The sequence below is a fragment of the Klebsiella sp. CTHL.F3a genome (assembly GCF_019890895.1).
In the GTDB taxonomy this organism is placed as follows: domain Bacteria; phylum Pseudomonadota; class Gammaproteobacteria; order Enterobacterales; family Enterobacteriaceae; genus Klebsiella; species Klebsiella grimontii.
Map to the genome: position 1 here is coordinate 5,775,351 of NZ_CP082360.1, position 16,322 is coordinate 5,791,672.

Sequence of the window (16,322 nt, forward strand, 5' to 3'; positions counted from 1 at the left end):
CGCTATTTACGCGCTTTCGCCAGCATCGCCCGGATGTTGGCGACATTCGCCTGGCCTTTATGCATGCGTTCTTCCGGCGAAATAACTTTGCGCTCCTGCTCCCAAATCAGATCATCCTGCGGCAGCTCCAGCAGGAAACGGCTCGGCTCCGGTCGCACCAGCTCGCCGTACTGCCGGCGCTCTTTGCACAGGGTAAAAGTGAGCTCTTTCTGCGCGCGGGTGATACCCACGTAGGCAAGACGGCGTTCTTCATCGACGTTGTCTTCATCAATACTACTCTGGTGCGGCAACAGCCCTTCCTCCATGCCAACCAGATAGACGTAGGGGAACTCCAGTCCCTTTGAAGCATGAAGCGTCATCAGCTGAACCTGATCCGTCTCCTCATCCGACTCGCCGCGCTCCATCATGTCTCGTAGCGTGAAACGGGTCACGACCTGGGTGAGCGTCATCGGTTCATCGATATCGCTGCCCTCCAGCATTTCGGTCATCCACGTGAAGAGCGTATTGACGTTTTTCATCCGCATTTCGGCGGCTTTCGGGCTGGGCGAAGTCTCATAGAGCCATGATTCATAATCCACGCCGCGGATCAGATCGCGGACGGCGGCAATCGGCTCGCGCTCTGAAAGCTGCTGGATCTCCCGCAGCCAGTGGGTGAAGCGGGTCAGAGACTCGTAGCCGCGTCCGTTCAGCGTCTGGGTCAGACCCATATCGAAGCTGGCGGTAAACATGCTTTTATTGCGCCCCATCGCCCATTCGCCCAGCTTTTGCAACGTCGCCGAACCGATTTCACGCTTCGGCGTATTGACGATGCGCAGAAAGGCGCTGTCGTCATCAGGGTTAGTCAGCACGCGCAGATAGGCCAGCAGATCTTTAATTTCCGGGCGGGAAAAGAACGACGTGCCGCCAGAAATTTTGTACGGAATGCGGTTTTGCATCAGCATCTTTTCGAAAACCCGTGACTGATGGTTGCCGCGATACAGGATCGCGTAATCCTTATAGGCAGTTTTATTAATAAAGTGATGAGCGATGAGTTCACCGGCAACGCGTTCCGCCTCATGATCTTCATTGTTGGCGGAGAGCACCTTCAGCTCTACGCCATAGCCCAGCTCGGAAAACAGGCGCTTTTCGAAGACGTGCGGGTTATTGGCAATCAGGATGTTGGCCGCCTTCAGAATACGCCCGGAAGAGCGGTAGTTTTGCTCCAGCTTGATCACCTGCAGCGCCGGGAAATCCTGGCTTAGCAGCACCAGGTTCTGCGGCCGCGCGCCGCGCCAGGAGTAGATCGACTGATCGTCATCGCCGACCACGGTAAAGCGCGCCCGCTGCCCCACCAGCAGTTTCACCAGCTCGTACTGGCTGGTGTTGGTATCCTGGTATTCATCCACCAGCAGATAGCGAATCTTGTTCTGCCAGCGCTCCCGCACCTCTTCGTTACGCTGCAGCAGCAGGGTCGGCAGCAGGATCAGATCATCGAAGTCGAGTACGTTACAGGCTTTCATATGCGCGTCGTACAGCCCGTAGCAGTGAGCAAAGATCCGATCCCGCTCCCCTTTCGCGCCAGCGGCGGCCTGGACAGGGGTTTTCAGATCGTTTTTCCAGTTGGAGATCGTGGAGATCAGCTGCTGAAGTACCACTTTGTCTTCTTCGATCAGCCCTTCGGTGAGCTCTTTTAACAGCGCCACCTGGTCGGTATCGTCGAACAGCGAGAAGTTGGATTTCATCCCTAACGCAGCGTATTCGCGTTTGATGATATCCAGCCCCAGCGTGTGGAAGGTGGAAATCATCAGGCCGCGCGCTTCTTTACGCCCCAGCGTTTGCCCGACGCGCTCTTTCATTTCGCGCGCCGCCTTATTGGTAAAGGTGACCGCCGCGATATGGCGCGCCTGATAGCCGCAGCCGCGGATCAGGTGGGCTATTTTATTGGTAATAACGCGGGTCTTACCGGAACCGGCACCCGCCAGCACCAGGCACGGTCCGGTAACGAATTCGACGGCTTGTTGTTGGCCAGGATTTAAACGCATGGGAGTCTTTTGCTCAATCTTCGAACGGGGTGGGGATTGTAGCAGAAAGAGGGGCGGTGAGAGCAACAGGCTGCCCATTCAGGCAGCCTGGCAATAGGTCAATCAGGATGCGGCTGCAGCAAGCGGCGTATAGCCGTTGCGCTGCGCGCTCTTGATCCAGCTGTACGAGCCCATCACCGCGATCGCCGTCAGCAGGACATATTCAAGCGACATGGCGTAAACGCCCTGTACCGCATAGATAACCACGCTAATCACGTCGATAACCACCCACAGCAGCCAGTTTTCGACGAACTTACGCGTCATCAGCACCATGGCCGCAATCGACAACACCAGCATGGTGGAATCCCAGAACGGGAAGGCGTCGGGCTGGAGGTCGGGCATCGCGACCTGCATACCGAACGTTTGCAGTAGGGCAATCATGATACGGGTGAGCGTCGCGAACACCGGGTCAATAAATAGCGTCATCAGCACAATCGCCACCGCGCAGATGCCGCCCAGCGCCAGCGTTTGCTGACGGGAAAGCCAACGTACCTTGAGCGCGGCCTCCTGCGCCTCGTTTTGCCGGCTCCACGCGTACCAGCCGTAAATATTGGCAGCGAAGAAAAACACCTGCAGCAGCAGGCTGGCATAGAGCTGGATCTGGAAAAAAATGGCCGCAAACAGCGTGACGTTGATCAGGCCAAACAGATAGTTGATGATTTTTTCCCGGCTGGCGCACCAGATACACAACAGGCCGAATACGGTACCGATAGCTTCAATCCACGATAGCGCATAGCCGCCTTCGCCGAGAGGAATGTTGACCATCACATTGTTGATGCTAAAAAAGTCCATCACAAACCTCCTTGCTGGCTAGCGGAATAAATGGCGCGTAGCGCCAGGGTAATTTGCCGTTCTTCGCCCTGCTGGCACAGCGTTTCCTGCTGGACATAATCATTGATGCTGCTATCCAGACAACCGTTATGGGCAACAACCACATTGAGTAATGAAGCCGTACGTAACCCGCGCAGCGCGCCGATAGTCATCAGGGCGGCACTCTCCATATCCGCCCCCAGAATGCCGCGCGCCGACCACTGCGCATCCAGTTCCGCCTCACGATCGGTATAGAAACTGTCATGGCTGCGCACCAGACCGCACGCGACCGGGATGTTCATCTGCCGCGCCTGCGCCACCAGTTCCCAGGTCAGCTGCGGGTCGGCGCAGGCCGGATAGCCCGCTGGCGCATAGGTTCGGCTGGTACCGTCATCCATCACCGCGGCGTGAGCGATAATCACATCGCCGAGCGCAAGATTATCCTGCAGTGCCCCGCAGCTGCCGATACGAATCAGAGTGGTTACGCCGATCTGGCGCAGCTCTTCAATGGCAATCGCCGTAGATGGCCCGCCGATGCCGGTAGAGAGCACTAAAATCTCGACGCCCTGATACCAGCCGCGCGCGGCGCGAAACTCCCGGTTCTGACCGAGTGGCTGTGGATTATCAAGAAAATTGGCGATGCGGTCGACCCGCTGCGGGTCGCCCGGCAGCAGCGCGTACCGCGCGCCGGTCATCTCTTTGCTTAACTGGATATGGGGTTGCAGCGACATTCTCCCGCCTCCTTACTCTTGCGGTTATCCGATATCAGCCTCCTGCTTCAGTTTTTCAGGAGCTAACAACACAATGCGTTCACCATCGGTATCAATAATCTGTAGCGCTTTCAGGTCATGCAAAATACGGTTAATACTGCGGGTCGTCGCCGCGAATTCCTGGCTGAGATTCTGCTTATCCAGCAAGATTTCATCGGCACCATCCTGTTGGTAACGCAGCCATAACGCCTGACACACCCGCTGATGCAGCGAGTAAAGATTGTCGCTGCTGGCCTTCTTCGACAGCTGGTAATACTGCTGGCTAAAGAAGCGCAGCATCCGCTGGTTAAAATGGTTATCTAACGCTAGCCAGCGGCAGAAATGTTCCTGCGACAGGCTCAGAAGCTGCACATGACCCACCGCCACCACCGAGCAGATGTAATGACGCGATTCAAAGATCTCGAGCTCGCCCAGCATGTCGCCTTTACGGTAGCGGGCCTGACGGTAGCGGCGCCCGTCCTCAGCCTCATAGAAAACGTCCACCTCACCGGCGATAATCAGCGAAAACCGCTGACACACTTCACCCTGTCGGCAGATAAAATCACCGCGCGGGATCTCTTCGAAACGCCAGCGCCGCATGATCTCCAGAGGACAATATTTCAGTAATTCATAGAGCAGCGGATCGCTCACAATCTCGCTCAGCCCGGAAAGCCAGCCGACTGAAAATTCAGGTTTTTTCATTGTGTCCATGTTATCTCGCTCCACGACGTTAAGGACAGGACGGCTGTCCCTGGCAGGGGGGAATACGCCGGATAAAAGTGTTGCTCATCTCCCGCTTCCATCTATCAGGCGAGACATCTGTCCCGCGATGGCGAAGAGTATATGTCCGCGACCAAAGCGGGTGGTAAAGTAACGGGATATCTTTGAGACGTGAGAACAAAATAATGGCAAAGAGCGCAGCAGCCCTGCACATCCTGGTTAAAGAAGAGAAGCTGGCGCAAGAGATCCTCGCCAAACTGGAACGTGGCGTGAGCTTCGATCATCTGGCAAAACGCTATTCAAAGTGCCCCTCCGGGCGCAACGGCGGCGATCTCGGGGAGTTTAATCAAGGAGTCATGGTCGGGCCGTTCGATAAGGCAGTCTTTAGCTGCCCGCTGCTCAAACCTTACGGGCCGGTCAAAACCAAGTTTGGCTACCACATCATTAAGGTGCTGTATCGCCGCTAGCCCATGCTACTATTGCGCCCTGATTCATCCCCTATTCAATCAAGGTACGATCATGGCAAAAACGGCAGCAGCACTGCATATCCTGGTTAAAGAAGAGCAGCTGGCACTGGATCTTCTGGAGCAAATTAAAAACGGCGCCGATTTCGGTAAACTGGCGAAGAAGCACTCGATCTGCCCGTCCGGCAAACGCGGCGGCGACTTAGGTGAATTCCGCCAGGGCCAGATGGTGCCGGCGTTTGATAAAGTTGTCTTCTCCTGCCCGGAGCTGGAGCCCACCGGCCCGCTGCACACCCAATTCGGTTATCACATCATCAAAGTGCTGTACCGCAAATAAAAAAACCGGTGTCTTATTGCACCGGTTTTTTATCTCACAGCTTTCCCCTAAGGATTTCAGCTTGCAGGAAGGCGGCAAGTGAGTACAACCCCAGGAGCATAGATAACTATGTGACTGGGGTGTACCAACGCAGCCAACGCATCTGCAAGTTGAAAGACGACGGGGAATTAGCCCGCTACCGCAATACGCTTCATATCGGTCATGTAACCGCGCAGTTTCTTACCAACCTGCTCGATAGCGTGGCTGCGAATGGCTTCGTTCACGTCGCGCAGCTGAGCGTTATCTACCGCGCCTTCGGCAATCGCTTTACCCAGGTCGCCGGTCTGCAGGGTGGTCATGAACTCTTTCAGCAGCGGTACGCAGGCGTAAGAGAACAGGTAGTTACCGTATTCAGCGGTATCGGAGATAACCACGTTCATTTCGTACAGACGCTTACGAGCGATGGTGTTGGCAATCAGCGGCAGCTCGTGCAGTGATTCGTAGTAAGCAGACTCTTCGATGATGCCGGAATCCACCATGGTTTCAAACGCCAGCTCAACGCCCGCTTTCACCATTGCGATCATCAGAACGCCTTTATCGAAGTACTCCTGCTCGCCGATTTTACCTTCAAACTGCGGTGCGGTCTCGAACGCGGTCTTACCGGTTTCTTCACGCCAGGTCAGCAGTTTCTTATCGTCGTTGGCCCAGTCAGCCATCATGCCTGAGGAGAATTCACCGGAGATGATGTCATCCATATGCTTCTGGAACAGCGGCGCCATGATCGTTTTCAGCTGTTCGGACAGCGCATAAGCACGCAGCTTAGCCGGGTTAGACAGGCGATCCATCATCAGGGTGATACCACCCTGTTTCAGCGCTTCGGTGATGGTTTCCCAGCCGAACTGAATCAGTTTTTCGGCGTATGCCGGGTCGGTACCCTCTTCCACCAGCTTATCGAAGCACAGCAGAGAACCGGCCTGCAGCATACCGCAGAGGATGGTCTGCTCGCCCATCAGATCGGATTTCACTTCGGCAACGAAGGAAGATTCCAGAACGCCCGCACGGTGACCGCCGGTCGCCGCAGCCCAGGCTTTAGCAATCGCCATGCCTTCGCCTTTCGGATCGTTTTCCGGGTGAACCGCGATCAAGGTCGGTACGCCGAAGCCGCGCTTGTACTCTTCACGCACTTCGGTACCCGGGCACTTCGGCGCCACCATCACGACAGTGATATCTTTACGGATCTGCTCGCCAACTTCCACGATGTTGAAACCATGTGAGTAGCCCAGCGCCGCGCCATCTTTCATCAACGGCTGAACGGAACGTACAACGTCAGAGTGCTGTTTGTCCGGAGTCAGGTTAACCACCAGATCGGCCTGCGGGATCAGCTCTTCGTAGGTCCCTACTTTGAAGCCGTTTTCGGTCGCTTTACGCCATGACGCGCGCTTTTCGGCAATCGCTTCTTTACGCAGGGCGTAGGAAATATCCAGACCGGAGTCACGCATGTTCAGACCCTGGTTCAGGCCCTGAGCGCCACAGCCGACGATGACCACTTTTTTACCCTGAAGGTAGCTTGCGCCATCGGCGAATTCGTCGCGACCCATAAAGCGACATTTGCCCAGCTGCGCCAGCTGCTGGCGCAGGTTCAGTGTATTAAAGTAGTTAGCCATGGTGATACCTCGTGATGTTGTGCGTCTTATTGTTCGGTTCGCTTGCCGTGTCTGTGCAAGAGAGAATGAACTTACTATATGACAGGAAATTTATTGCGGAAATTGATATATTCACAACGTCACGTTGCAATTTCTGCAATGTAAAATCGTGGAGTGCCGCCGGTGGATTTACGCGATCTAAAAACCTTCCTGCATCTGGCGGAGAGCCGCCATTTTGGCCGCAGCGCGCGGGCGATGCACGTCAGCCCCTCCACGCTTTCCCGGCAGATTCAGCGCCTGGAAGAAGACCTTGGGCAGCCGCTGTTTGTCCGCGATAACCGCACGGTAACGCTTACCGAAGCAGGAGAAGAACTCCGCACCTTTGCCCAGCAAACGCTGTTGCAGTACCAGCAGCTGCGCCACGCGATCGATCAGCAAGGTCCGTCGCTGTCGGGCGAACTGCATATCTTCTGTTCGGTGACCGCCGCCTACAGTCATCTTCCGCCGATTCTCGATCGTTTCCGCGCCGAACATCCCTCGGTGGAAATAAAACTCACCACCGGCGATGCCGCCGATGCGATGGAGAAAGTAGTCACGGGTGAGGCCGATCTGGCGATTGCCGGGAAACCCGAGACGCTGCCTGGCGCAGTGGTGTTTTCCATGCTGGAGAATTTGGCGGTAGTGCTGATCGCCCCGGCGCTGCCTTGTCCGGTTCGCAATCAGGTCTCGGTGGAGAAACCCGACTGGGCAACGGTACCCTTCATTATGGCCGATCAGGGGCCCGTGCGCCGCCGCATTGAGCTATGGTTTCGCCGCCATAAAATCAGTAATCCGTCGATTTACGCTACGGTGGGCGGACATGAAGCCATGGTTTCTATGGTGGCGCTGGGCTGCGGCGTCGCGCTGCTGCCGGAAGTGGTGTTGGAAAATAGCCCGGAGCCCGTTCGCAATCGCGTCATGATTCTGGAGCGTAGCGACGAGAAAACCCCTTTTGAACTGGGCGTCTGCGCGCCAAAAAAGCGGCTGCATGAGCCGCTGATTAATGCATTCTGGAATTTGCTGCCTGGTCACTAGTGCCGGATGCCTGAACCGGCCTACAACCCGATCGTAGGCCAGATAAGCGCTGCGCAGCTTAACCTGCGAGGAAGAACCTGAACGCTGGATTATTGCTCTCGTCGTGGCAATCGTAGCCCAGCTCATGCAAGCGGGTTTCGAAATCAGGCTCATGATCGCCCAGTTCGAATGCCGCCAGCACGCGGCCATAATCGGTACCGTGGCTGCGATAATGGAACAGAGAGATGTTCCAGTGGGTGCCCAGGGTATGCAGGAACTTCAGCAGGGCGCCGGGCGATTCCGGAAACTCGAAGCTGAACAAACGCTCCTGCAGCGGCTGCGACGGACGCCCGCCGACCATATAGCGCACGTGCAGCTTGGCCATTTCATCGTCGGAGAGATCCACTACGCTGTAGCCCCCCTCGTGCAGCAGGTTGAGGATCTCTTTCCGCTCTTCCAGTCCCCGGCTCAGGCGCACGCCGACAAAAATGCAGGCATTTTTCGCATCCGCGAAGCGGTAGTTGAACTCCGTCACCGAACGACCGCCCAGCAGCTGGCAGAACTTGAGGAAGCTGCCCTTCTCTTCCGGAATGGTGACCGCCAGTAGCGCTTCGCGCTGTTCCCCAAGCTCGCAGCGTTCGGAAACGTAGCGCAGGCCGTGGAAGTTGACGTTCGCGCCGGAAAGCACGTGCGCCAGGCGTTCGCCGCGAATATTATGCTGAGCGATATATTTTTTCATCCCCGCCAGCGCCAGCGCCCCGGAAGGTTCTGCTACCGCACGCACATCTTCAAACAGGTCTTTCATCGCCGCGCAGATGGCATCGCTATCGACAGTAACGATGTCGTCGAGATACTCCTGACACAGACGGAAAGTCTCATCGCCGATACGTTTAACCGCTACGCCTTCGGCAAAGAGCCCAACGCGGGGTAAATCAACCGGATGACCCGCATCCAGCGCGGCTTTCAGACAGGCAGAATCCTCGGCCTCAACCGCAATGACTTTGATCTGCGGCATCAGCTGTTTGATCAGCACCGCCACGCCCGCCGCGAGACCGCCGCCGCCGACCGGGACAAACACGCGATCGATATGGGCATCCTGCTGCAGCAGCTCCAGCGCCAGCGTCCCCTGCCCGGCAATCACCATCGGATGGTCGAAAGGCGGAACCCAGGTGAACCCCTGCTGCTGCGCCAGATCGATGGCTTTGGCTTTGGCTTCATCGAAATTTGCGCCGTGCAGCAGCACTTCACCGCCGAAGCCGCGCACCGCATCAACTTTGATATCCGCAGTGGCGGTTGGCATGACGATGAGCGCCTTCACGCCCAGGCGAGATGCCGAGAAAGCCACGCCCTGCGCATGATTACCCGCCGAAGCGGTAATCACGCCATGCGATTTTTGTTCTTCCGTCAGACCCGCCATCATCGCGTACGCCCCGCGCAGCTTAAAGCTGTGCACCGGCTGACGGTCTTCACGCTTCACCAGCACAACGTTATCGAGGCGCGACGAGAGCTTTTCCATTTTTTGCAGCGGCGTGATCTGCGCGGCTTCGTATACCGGCGCGCGCAGTACCGCTCTGAGGTATTCCGCCCCCTCAGGGGCGGCGGACAGGGGTTGCGACTCGGCCATCATTAACCCCCAAGTTTCGATTTATCGCGCACCGCGCCTTTATCGGCGCTGGTTGCCAGACTGGCATAGGCGCGAAGGGCAAAGGAAACCTGACGCTCGCGATCTTTCGGCGTCCATGCTTTATCACCGCGGGCTTCCTGAGCTTCGCGTCGCGCCGCAATCTCGGCATCGCTCAGCTGCAGCTGAATACCGCGGTTCGGGATATCGATAGCAATCATGTCGCCATCTTCAATGATCGCGATATTGCCACCGCTGGCTGCTTCCGGAGAAACGTGGCCAATAGAGAGACCCGAGGTACCGCCGGAGAAGCGTCCATCGGTAATCAGCGCACAGGCTTTACCCAGGCCCATTGATTTCAGGAAGGTCGTCGGGTAGAGCATCTCCTGCATCCCCGGCCCACCTTTCGGCCCTTCATAGCGGATGACGACTACGTCACCGGCGACCACCTTGCCGCCGAGGATCGCATCCACAGCCGCGTCCTGGCTTTCGTATACCTTCGCCGGGCCGGTAAATTTGAGGATGCTGTCGTCAACGCCGGCGGTTTTCACGATGCATCCGTTCTCGGCAAAGTTGCCGTACAGAACCGCCAGACCGCCATCCTTGCTGTAAGCATGTTCCAGCGAGCGGATACAGCCTTCTGCGCGATCGTCATCCAGGGTGTCCCAACGGCAGTTCTGAGAGAAAGCCTGCGTTGTGCGGATACCCGCAGGGCCAGCGCGGAACATCTTCTTAACCGCTTCATCCTGCGTGACGGTGATATCATACTGCTCCAGCGTCTGCGGCAGGGACAAACCAAGCACGTTTTTCACATCGCGGTTCAGCAGCCCGGCACGATCCAGTTCACCTAAAATACCCAACACGCCGCCCGCGCGATGCACGTCTTCCATATGATATTTCTGCGTACTTGGCGCGACCTTACACAGCTGCGGCACTTTGCGGGAAAGTTTATCGATATCGCTCATGGTGAAGTCGATTTCCGCTTCCTGCGCCGCCGCCAGCAGATGCAGTACGGTATTGGTGGAACCGCCCATGGCGATATCCAGCGTCATGGCGTTTTCAAACGCCGCCTTATTGGCGATATTACGCGGCAGCGCAGAGGCATCGTCCTGCTCGTAATAGCGTTTAGTCAGCTCAACGATACGTGAGCCCGCATTGAGGAACAGCTGTTTACGATCGGCGTGAGTCGCCAGCAGCGAGCCGTTGCCCGGCTGCGACAGGCCCAGCGCTTCGGTCAGGCAGTTCATGGAGTTCGCGGTGAACATTCCCGAACAAGAGCCGCACGTCGGACAGGCGGAACGCTCAACCTGATTACTCTGATCGTCGGAGACTTTCGGGTCAGCGCCCTGAATCATCGCGTCAACGAGGTCGAGTTTAATGATTTGATCGGACAGTTTGGTTTTCCCGGCTTCCATCGGGCCGCCGGAAACAAAAATGACCGGAATATTCAGGCGCAGGGACGCCATTAACATCCCCGGGGTGATTTTGTCGCAGTTGGAGATACAGACCATCGCATCAGCACAGTGGGCGTTAACCATGTACTCTACCGAGTCGGCGATCAGTTCGCGGGATGGCAGTGAATAAAGCATACCCCCGTGGCCCATCGCGATCCCATCATCCACCGCAATAGTGTTGAATTCTTTGGCGACGCCGCCAGCGGCTTCGATTTGCTCAGCAACCAGCTTACCGAGATCGCGCAGGTGAACGTGACCCGGCACGAACTGGGTGAAAGAGTTCACCACGGCGATAATCGGCTTACCGAAATCATCGTCGGTCATTCCAGTGGCGCGCCACAGCGCGCGGGCACCCGCCATATTACGGCCGTGAGTGGTTGTGGCGGAACGGTACTTAGGCATGCTTTAGTTACTCCCAGTTTCGGTGAAATGGGGCGTTGCGTGTCGCCCCATTTTTTTATGCTTATTGATTAACCTGATCCAACCAGCCCCATTTATCCTCGGTTTCACCGGTGAAGAGGCCAAAGAATGCTTGCTGAATGCGCTTGGTGATCGGGCCGCAGCGGCCTTCGCCCACCTGAATACCATCAACGCTGCGTACCGGCGTGATCTCCGCGGCAGTACCGGACATAAAGACTTCGTCGGCCAGGTACAGGGACTCGCGGGACAATACCTGCTCGCGGACTTCCAGACCCAGGTCTTTCGCCAGCTTGATGATAGCGTCGCGGGTGATGCCCGGCAGCGCGGAAGAGGTGAACGGCGGAGTAAACAACACGCCATCTTTGACTTCAAACAGATTTTCACCGGCGCCTTCAGAGATATAGCCGTTCACGTCCAGCGCGATACCTTCCTGATAGCCATGGCGACGCGCTTCGCTGCCGACCAGCAGAGAAGAGAGGTAGTTACCGCCCGCTTTAGCTGCGGTTGGGATCGTGTTTGGCGCCGCGCGATTCCAGGAAGAAACCATCGCATCGATCCCCTGATCCAGCGCTTCGGCACCCAGGTAGGCGCCCCACGGGAACGCCGCGATGATCACGTCAGTGTTATAGCCCGGAGGCGGGTTGACGCCCATGCCCACATCGCCGACAAAGACTAACGGACGGATATAGGCGCTGGTCAGGCTGTTTTTACGAATAACTTCGCGGCAGGCTTCCATCAGTTCATCAACGCTCTGAGAAACCGGGAAACGATAGATTTTGGCTGAGTCATGCAGACGCTGCATATGTTCACGGTGACGAAACACCACCGGTCCCTTGTGAGAATCGTAGCAACGAATGCCTTCAAATACGGAAGTCCCGTAGTGCAGCGCATGGGACATTACGTGAACCTTCGCCTCGCCCCACGGAACCATCTCACCATTGAACCAAATGTAGTCAGCTTTTTTCGTCGTCATTATTCTTCCTTTGCGCTCAGGCGCGAATTTGTTGTGATGTTGGTTGCTGGATCTCGACGCAGGCGACGTCCACCAGTTTGCTTAATTGACTAAACAGTAATTCGACGGGCCGCTGGCTGGCAACGGTCAGTTCAATATTAATATTCCGGGCATCGGCGGCGGTTTCCATATTCATCGCGCAAATCTGGAACCCGCGATGGCGCACGACGCGCAGCACGCGTTCTAACGTTTCAGGGTTAAAGCGAGCCTGCAAGGCGACCTGATGTTGCATCATGATAATTTCTCCAGCATTTCTGCATTACTGGCACCGGGCGGCACCAACGGCCAGACGTTCTCAAGTTCATCGATTGAGACATGAAGCAGGTAAGGCCCCTGGCTCGAAAGCATGGTGTCGAGTGCCGCTTCAACCTGGTCTTTACGGGTGATGTGTTGACCAGGGATGCCGAAGGCGCTGGCCAGAGTAAGAAAATCGGGGTTATCGGTAAGAGTGGTTTCGCTATAACGTTCCTGAAAAAACAGCTGCTGCCATTGTCGAACCATTCCTAAACGCTGGTTGTCCAGTAAGACTATCTTCAGCGGCAGCTGCTTGCGTTTTACGGTGCCCAGCTCCTGCACGTTCATCATGAAGGAACCGTCACCGGAGATACAGATAACCGTATCATCGGGGCGGGCCACCTGCGCACCTACCGCTGCGGGCAAGCCGAAACCCATAGTGCCTAATCCACTGGAAGTGATGAAATTCTCCGGGCGCGTATAGGTCATATGCTGCGCTGACCACATCTGATGCTGGCCCACATCGGTTGTCACGACGCAGTCTGCGGGTTTGCGATCGGAAAGCTGCTTCAGCAGCAGCGGGGCATAGATAGCGTCTCCCGGATGGTCATAGCGCCAGGCATGCTCGGCGCGCAGCTGCGCATTACGTTGGCGCCAGGCGTCAATAGACAGCGGCTGCTGCAGTGCGGGCAGCATTACGTTCAAATCGCCGGTCAGGCCGATATGCGCCTGACGGAGCTTGTTCAGTTCAGCCGGATCGATATCCATATGGATAACTTTGGCGTGCGGGGCAAACGTATTCAGCTTACCGGTGACGCGATCGTCAAAGCGAGCGCCTACCGCGATCAGCAGGTCACATTCCTGTACCGCCAGGTTGGCCGCCTTGGTGCCGTGCATCCCCAGCATCCCCAGATAGTAAGGATAATCCGCCGCAACAACCCCCAGCCCTTTCAGGGTGGCGGTCGCTGGCATTTGCGTGACGGCAAGAAATTCGCGCAGCGCCGGTACCGCCTGCGCCATCCCCACGCCGCCGCCTACGTATAACATCGGCTTCTGCGACTGAATCAGCATCTGCAAAGCGTATTCGATATCCGCATATGGAAAATCAACGTCGTCGGCTACCATGGAAAAATGCGGATCGAGATCGCCTTGAGCCAGCTGGATGTCTTTTGGGATATCGACCAACACGGGACCGGGACGCCCGGAGTTTGCTACGTGGAAAGCTTCGGCAATGATGCGCGGCAGTTCTTCCAGCGACTGCACCAGGAAACTGTGCTTGGTGCATGCCAGCGATAAACCGAGGACATCAACTTCCTGGAATGCGTCGGTGCCAATGAACGGGGCAGCAACCTGGCCAGTGATAGCAACAACGGGAACGGAATCAAGCAGTGCGTCGGCGAGGCCGGTGATCAGGTTGGTTGCGCCAGGCCCCGAAGTGGCAATACACACGCCGGTTTTGCCGGTAGCCCTGGCATAGCCGATAGCCGCCATAGCCGCGCCCTGTTCATGCCGGCAAAGTAAGTGTTCCACGCCGCCGTCATACAATGCATCGTAAACCGGCATAATTGCTCCACCCGGATAGCCAAAAACGGTATCGACTCCCTGTGCTCGCAAAGCATGTACTACCCACCGCGCCCCATTCATAGTTACTTCCCCGTCGTAGATCGAGAGAAACAGAATTTTATGCTACCAACCATCGTCTGCTCCTCTTTTCTGTTTTTAAGTTATAAAAAAACCCCCGGACCTTTCGGTGCGGGGGTCTTAGTTCGTTAAGGCTTGTTTTTTAAGCCTTTCCTCGTCCAAGTGCAGCCCCGCACGGTGGGATAATAATCACCACCACGCTAATCACGACCAGGCTAATCACTCGTAGAAGGGCTGTCATTTTATGTTCTTTCTGGCTTCATGTTCGAAGGAATACCTAAAGAGGTACCACAGACTTCGCGTTAAACACAAGATTTTTTTATGACGTCATTTCTTACCTTGCTAACCATTTACGAAAAAACAATTGTTTTTAATGGAAAAAACATGAAATGAAAATATTTCAATTTGTGGCTTACTCCACAGCACTTTCTCATCTTGTTGCCTGATGACAGCATTTTACGAGGCAGTATCCAACACCAGTGCAAAGCGGAAATTGCCGGGAAATTGGCAGGGAGCAAGCATGCAGAATTTAATATTGCCGAATTACTCAACAACAAATCCCCGACATAATCCCGGTTCTCAGGAGGTTTTATGTCACTCGCCATTGTTTACACCCGCGCCGCTCTCGGGATCGGCGCCCCGCTTATCACCGTTGAAGTTCATATCAGCAACGGGCTCCCAGGCCTGACAATGGTAGGACTGCCTGAAACAACGGTTAGAGAAGCGCGTGACCGGGTACGTAGTGCGATTATCAACAGCGGCTACGCTTATCCGGCGAAAAAAATCACTATTAATCTGGCCCCGGCCGATCTGCCAAAAGAAGGTGGAAGATATGATTTACCTATCGCTCTCGCGCTTCTGGTGGCCTCTGAGCAGCTTAAAGCTCCCAGGATAAATCAATATGAGTTTGTCGGCGAGCTGGCGCTTACAGGCGCTCTGCGTGGCGTTCCTGGTGCTATATCCAGCGCCATGGAGGCCATAAAAGCGGGGCGGAAGATTGTTATCTCTAATGAGAATTCTCCAGAGGTTGGGTTAATCGGCGGCAGTGACTGTCTTATCGCCACCGATCTCCAGGAAGTCTGCGCTTTTCTCGAAGGTCAACATACCCTGGCTAACCCCCTTCCCGAAGGGGAATATTCGGATGAAACATCGGTTGATTTGCGTGATGTTATTGGCCAGCGGCAGGGGAAACGAGCGCTGGAAATTATTGCAGCAGGTGGTCACAACCTGCTGATGATAGGCCCGCCCGGCACAGGAAAAACGATGCTCGCCAGTCGATTACCGGGACTAATGCCGCCGCTGAGTAACCAGGAAGCGCTGGAAAGCGCAGCAATACTTAGCCTGGTCGATTCCAGGCATGCCATGAAAAATTGGCGCCGCAGGCCCTTTCGCGCCCCGCATCATAGCGCCTCCCTCGCGGCCATGGTCGGCGGAGGCTCAATTCCGGCACCGGGAGAGATCTCCCTTGCCCATAACGGCGTCCTGTTTCTGGATGAGTTGCCTGAATTCGAACGCAGGGTTCTGGATGCGTTACGCGAACCCATTGAGTCAGGGGTTATCCATATCTCGCGCACCCGCGCCAAAATCGATTATCCAGCCCGTTTCCAGCTTATTGCAGCGATGAATCCCAGCCCGACAGGGCACTATCAGGGCCAGCATAATCGCGCTTCACCGGAACAGACGCTACGCTACCTTGGTCGTTTATCCGGCCCGTTTCTTGACCGGTTCGATCTCTCCCTGGAGATCCCACTTCCCCCGCCGGGGGTGCTCAGCCAGGGAACAAACGAAGAGGAAAGTAGCGCCTGCGTACGCCAACGTGTTCTGGCCGCACGCGAAAGGCAGCTATCGCGGCAGAAAAAACTTAATGCGCATCTGGGAAATGATGAGATGAAAATCTGCTGCCAGCTTCATCAAGATGACGCTATCTGGCTGGAGCAGACGCTAACGCAGCTTGGACTTTCAATCCGTGCCTGGCAGCGCCTGCTTAAAGTTTCCCGGACTATTGCCGATATTGAAGCCGTCGAACGCATCGAACGTCATCATCTGCAGGAGGCTCTTGGCTATCGGGCAATAGACAGAATGTTAGGCCATCTACAAAAAATGATGGCGTAAAAAAAGGGCTTAC

The 16,322-nt window shown here is 55.9% G+C and carries 15 protein-coding genes; 4 read left to right on the top strand and 11 right to left on the bottom strand.

Going from position 1 to position 16,322, the window contains the following annotated elements:
* Positions 1 to 2: 2 nt before the first annotated feature.
* The 4 genes from rep to K7H21_RS27050 form a co-directional block, all read right to left on the bottom strand.
* Positions 3 to 2,021, bottom strand: coding sequence for a DNA helicase Rep (gene rep, locus K7H21_RS27035; RefSeq protein WP_049112508.1), 2,019 nt, complete (start codon positions 2,019 to 2,021; stop codon positions 3 to 5).
* Positions 2,022 to 2,123: 102 nt separating this feature from the next.
* A complete protein-coding gene (pnuC, locus tag K7H21_RS27040) occupies positions 2,124 to 2,852 on the bottom strand; it encodes a nicotinamide riboside transporter PnuC (protein WP_004127360.1) in 729 nt (242 codons plus the stop codon).
* Positions 2,852 to 3,601 carry a nucleoside phosphorylase gene (locus K7H21_RS27045; protein ID WP_049112509.1) on the bottom strand — a complete coding sequence of 250 codons (750 nt, stop codon included), beginning with the start codon at positions 3,599 to 3,601 and terminating at the stop codon, positions 2,852 to 2,854. The genes pnuC and K7H21_RS27045 overlap by 1 nt, the downstream gene beginning before the upstream one ends.
* Before the next feature lie 24 nt (positions 3,602 to 3,625).
* Entirely contained in the window at positions 3,626 to 4,330 is a 705-nt protein-coding gene (locus tag K7H21_RS27050) for a Crp/Fnr family transcriptional regulator (RefSeq protein ID WP_004127355.1), read from the bottom strand.
* A gap of 194 nt (positions 4,331 to 4,524) precedes the next feature.
* Between K7H21_RS27050 and ppiC (K7H21_RS27055) the strand changes: the two genes are divergently transcribed.
* Positions 4,525 to 4,806: a peptidylprolyl isomerase PpiC gene (gene ppiC / locus K7H21_RS27055; RefSeq protein WP_004127352.1), complete on the top strand. Its 282-nt coding sequence runs from the start codon at positions 4,525 to 4,527 to the stop codon at positions 4,804 to 4,806.
* A 52-nt stretch (positions 4,807 to 4,858) separates the two neighbouring features.
* Positions 4,859 to 5,140, top strand: a complete 282-nt coding sequence (gene ppiC, locus K7H21_RS27060) for a peptidylprolyl isomerase PpiC (protein ID WP_004127351.1) — start codon at positions 4,859 to 4,861, stop codon at positions 5,138 to 5,140.
* 167 nt (positions 5,141 to 5,307) lie between these two features.
* Here the strand turns inward: ppiC (K7H21_RS27060) and ilvC are convergent, their stop codons facing one another.
* Positions 5,308 to 6,783, bottom strand: coding sequence for a ketol-acid reductoisomerase (gene ilvC / locus K7H21_RS27065; protein ID WP_004127350.1), 1,476 nt, complete (start codon positions 6,781 to 6,783; stop codon positions 5,308 to 5,310).
* A 162-nt stretch (positions 6,784 to 6,945) separates the two neighbouring features.
* Here ilvC and ilvY point away from each other — a divergent pair, with 162 nt between their 5' ends.
* Complete coding sequence (gene ilvY, locus K7H21_RS27070; RefSeq protein ID WP_004127349.1) at positions 6,946 to 7,836, top strand: HTH-type transcriptional activator IlvY; 891 nt, start codon at positions 6,946 to 6,948, stop codon at positions 7,834 to 7,836.
* A gap of 58 nt (positions 7,837 to 7,894) precedes the next feature.
* On the opposite strand, the gene ilvA is transcribed toward ilvY, so the two are convergent.
* The 6 genes from ilvA to ilvL all read right to left on the bottom strand — a co-directional run bounded on the left by ilvA (position 7,895) and on the right by ilvL (position 14,438).
* Positions 7,895 to 9,439, bottom strand: coding sequence for a threonine ammonia-lyase, biosynthetic (gene ilvA / locus K7H21_RS27075; RefSeq protein WP_087828788.1), 1,545 nt, complete (start codon positions 9,437 to 9,439; stop codon positions 7,895 to 7,897).
* Positions 9,440 to 9,441: 2 nt separating this feature from the next.
* Positions 9,442 to 11,292: a dihydroxy-acid dehydratase gene (gene ilvD, locus K7H21_RS27080; protein WP_004097475.1), complete on the bottom strand. Its 1,851-nt coding sequence runs from the start codon at positions 11,290 to 11,292 to the stop codon at positions 9,442 to 9,444.
* Positions 11,293 to 11,353: 61 nt separating this feature from the next.
* Complete coding sequence (locus K7H21_RS27085) at positions 11,354 to 12,283, bottom strand: branched-chain amino acid transaminase (RefSeq protein ID WP_004097473.1); 930 nt, start codon at positions 12,281 to 12,283, stop codon at positions 11,354 to 11,356.
* A gap of 16 nt (positions 12,284 to 12,299) precedes the next feature.
* Complete coding sequence (ilvM, locus tag K7H21_RS27090) at positions 12,300 to 12,557, bottom strand: acetolactate synthase 2 small subunit (protein WP_004107599.1); 258 nt, start codon at positions 12,555 to 12,557, stop codon at positions 12,300 to 12,302.
* Positions 12,554 to 14,200, bottom strand: coding sequence for an acetolactate synthase 2 catalytic subunit (ilvG, locus tag K7H21_RS27095; protein ID WP_087828786.1), 1,647 nt, complete (start codon positions 14,198 to 14,200; stop codon positions 12,554 to 12,556). The genes ilvM and ilvG overlap by 4 nt, the downstream gene beginning before the upstream one ends.
* A gap of 139 nt (positions 14,201 to 14,339) precedes the next feature.
* Positions 14,340 to 14,438: an ilv operon leader peptide gene (gene ilvL / locus K7H21_RS27100; RefSeq protein WP_001311244.1), complete on the bottom strand. Its 99-nt coding sequence runs from the start codon at positions 14,436 to 14,438 to the stop codon at positions 14,340 to 14,342.
* A gap of 350 nt (positions 14,439 to 14,788) precedes the next feature.
* On the opposite strand from ilvL, the gene K7H21_RS27105 reads away from it, so the two are divergent.
* A complete protein-coding gene (locus K7H21_RS27105; protein WP_004127345.1) occupies positions 14,789 to 16,309 on the top strand; it encodes a YifB family Mg chelatase-like AAA ATPase in 1,521 nt (506 codons plus the stop codon).
* The last annotated feature ends 13 nt before the right edge of the window (positions 16,310 to 16,322 follow it).

Coding starts and splice junctions, on each gene's coding strand:
- ilvG (WP_087828786.1), bottom strand. CDS start 14,200: ATGAATGGGGCGCGGTGGGTAGTACATGCTTTGCGAGCACAGGGAGTC.
- K7H21_RS27085 (WP_004097473.1), bottom strand. CDS start 12,283: ATGACGACGAAAAAAGCTGACTACATTTGGTTCAATGGTGAGATGGTT.
- K7H21_RS27045 (WP_049112509.1), bottom strand. CDS start 3,601: ATGTCGCTGCAACCCCATATCCAGTTAAGCAAAGAGATGACCGGCGCG.
- K7H21_RS27050 (WP_004127355.1), bottom strand. CDS start 4,330: ATGGACACAATGAAAAAACCTGAATTTTCAGTCGGCTGGCTTTCCGGG.
- ilvD (WP_004097475.1), bottom strand. CDS start 11,292: ATGCCTAAGTACCGTTCCGCCACAACCACTCACGGCCGTAATATGGCG.
- ilvM (WP_004107599.1), bottom strand. CDS start 12,557: ATGATGCAACATCAGGTCGCCTTGCAGGCTCGCTTTAACCCTGAAACG.
- ilvL (WP_001311244.1), bottom strand. CDS start 14,438: ATGACAGCCCTTCTACGAGTGATTAGCCTGGTCGTGATTAGCGTGGTG.
- ilvA (WP_087828788.1), bottom strand. CDS start 9,439: ATGGCCGAGTCGCAACCCCTGTCCGCCGCCCCTGAGGGGGCGGAATAC.
- ppiC (WP_004127352.1), top strand. CDS start 4,525: ATGGCAAAGAGCGCAGCAGCCCTGCACATCCTGGTTAAAGAAGAGAAG.
- ilvC (WP_004127350.1), bottom strand. CDS start 6,783: ATGGCTAACTACTTTAATACACTGAACCTGCGCCAGCAGCTGGCGCAG.
- ppiC (WP_004127351.1), top strand. CDS start 4,859: ATGGCAAAAACGGCAGCAGCACTGCATATCCTGGTTAAAGAAGAGCAG.
- rep (WP_049112508.1), bottom strand. CDS start 2,021: ATGCGTTTAAATCCTGGCCAACAACAAGCCGTCGAATTCGTTACCGGA.
- K7H21_RS27105 (WP_004127345.1), top strand. CDS start 14,789: ATGTCACTCGCCATTGTTTACACCCGCGCCGCTCTCGGGATCGGCGCC.
- pnuC (WP_004127360.1), bottom strand. CDS start 2,852: ATGGACTTTTTTAGCATCAACAATGTGATGGTCAACATTCCTCTCGGC.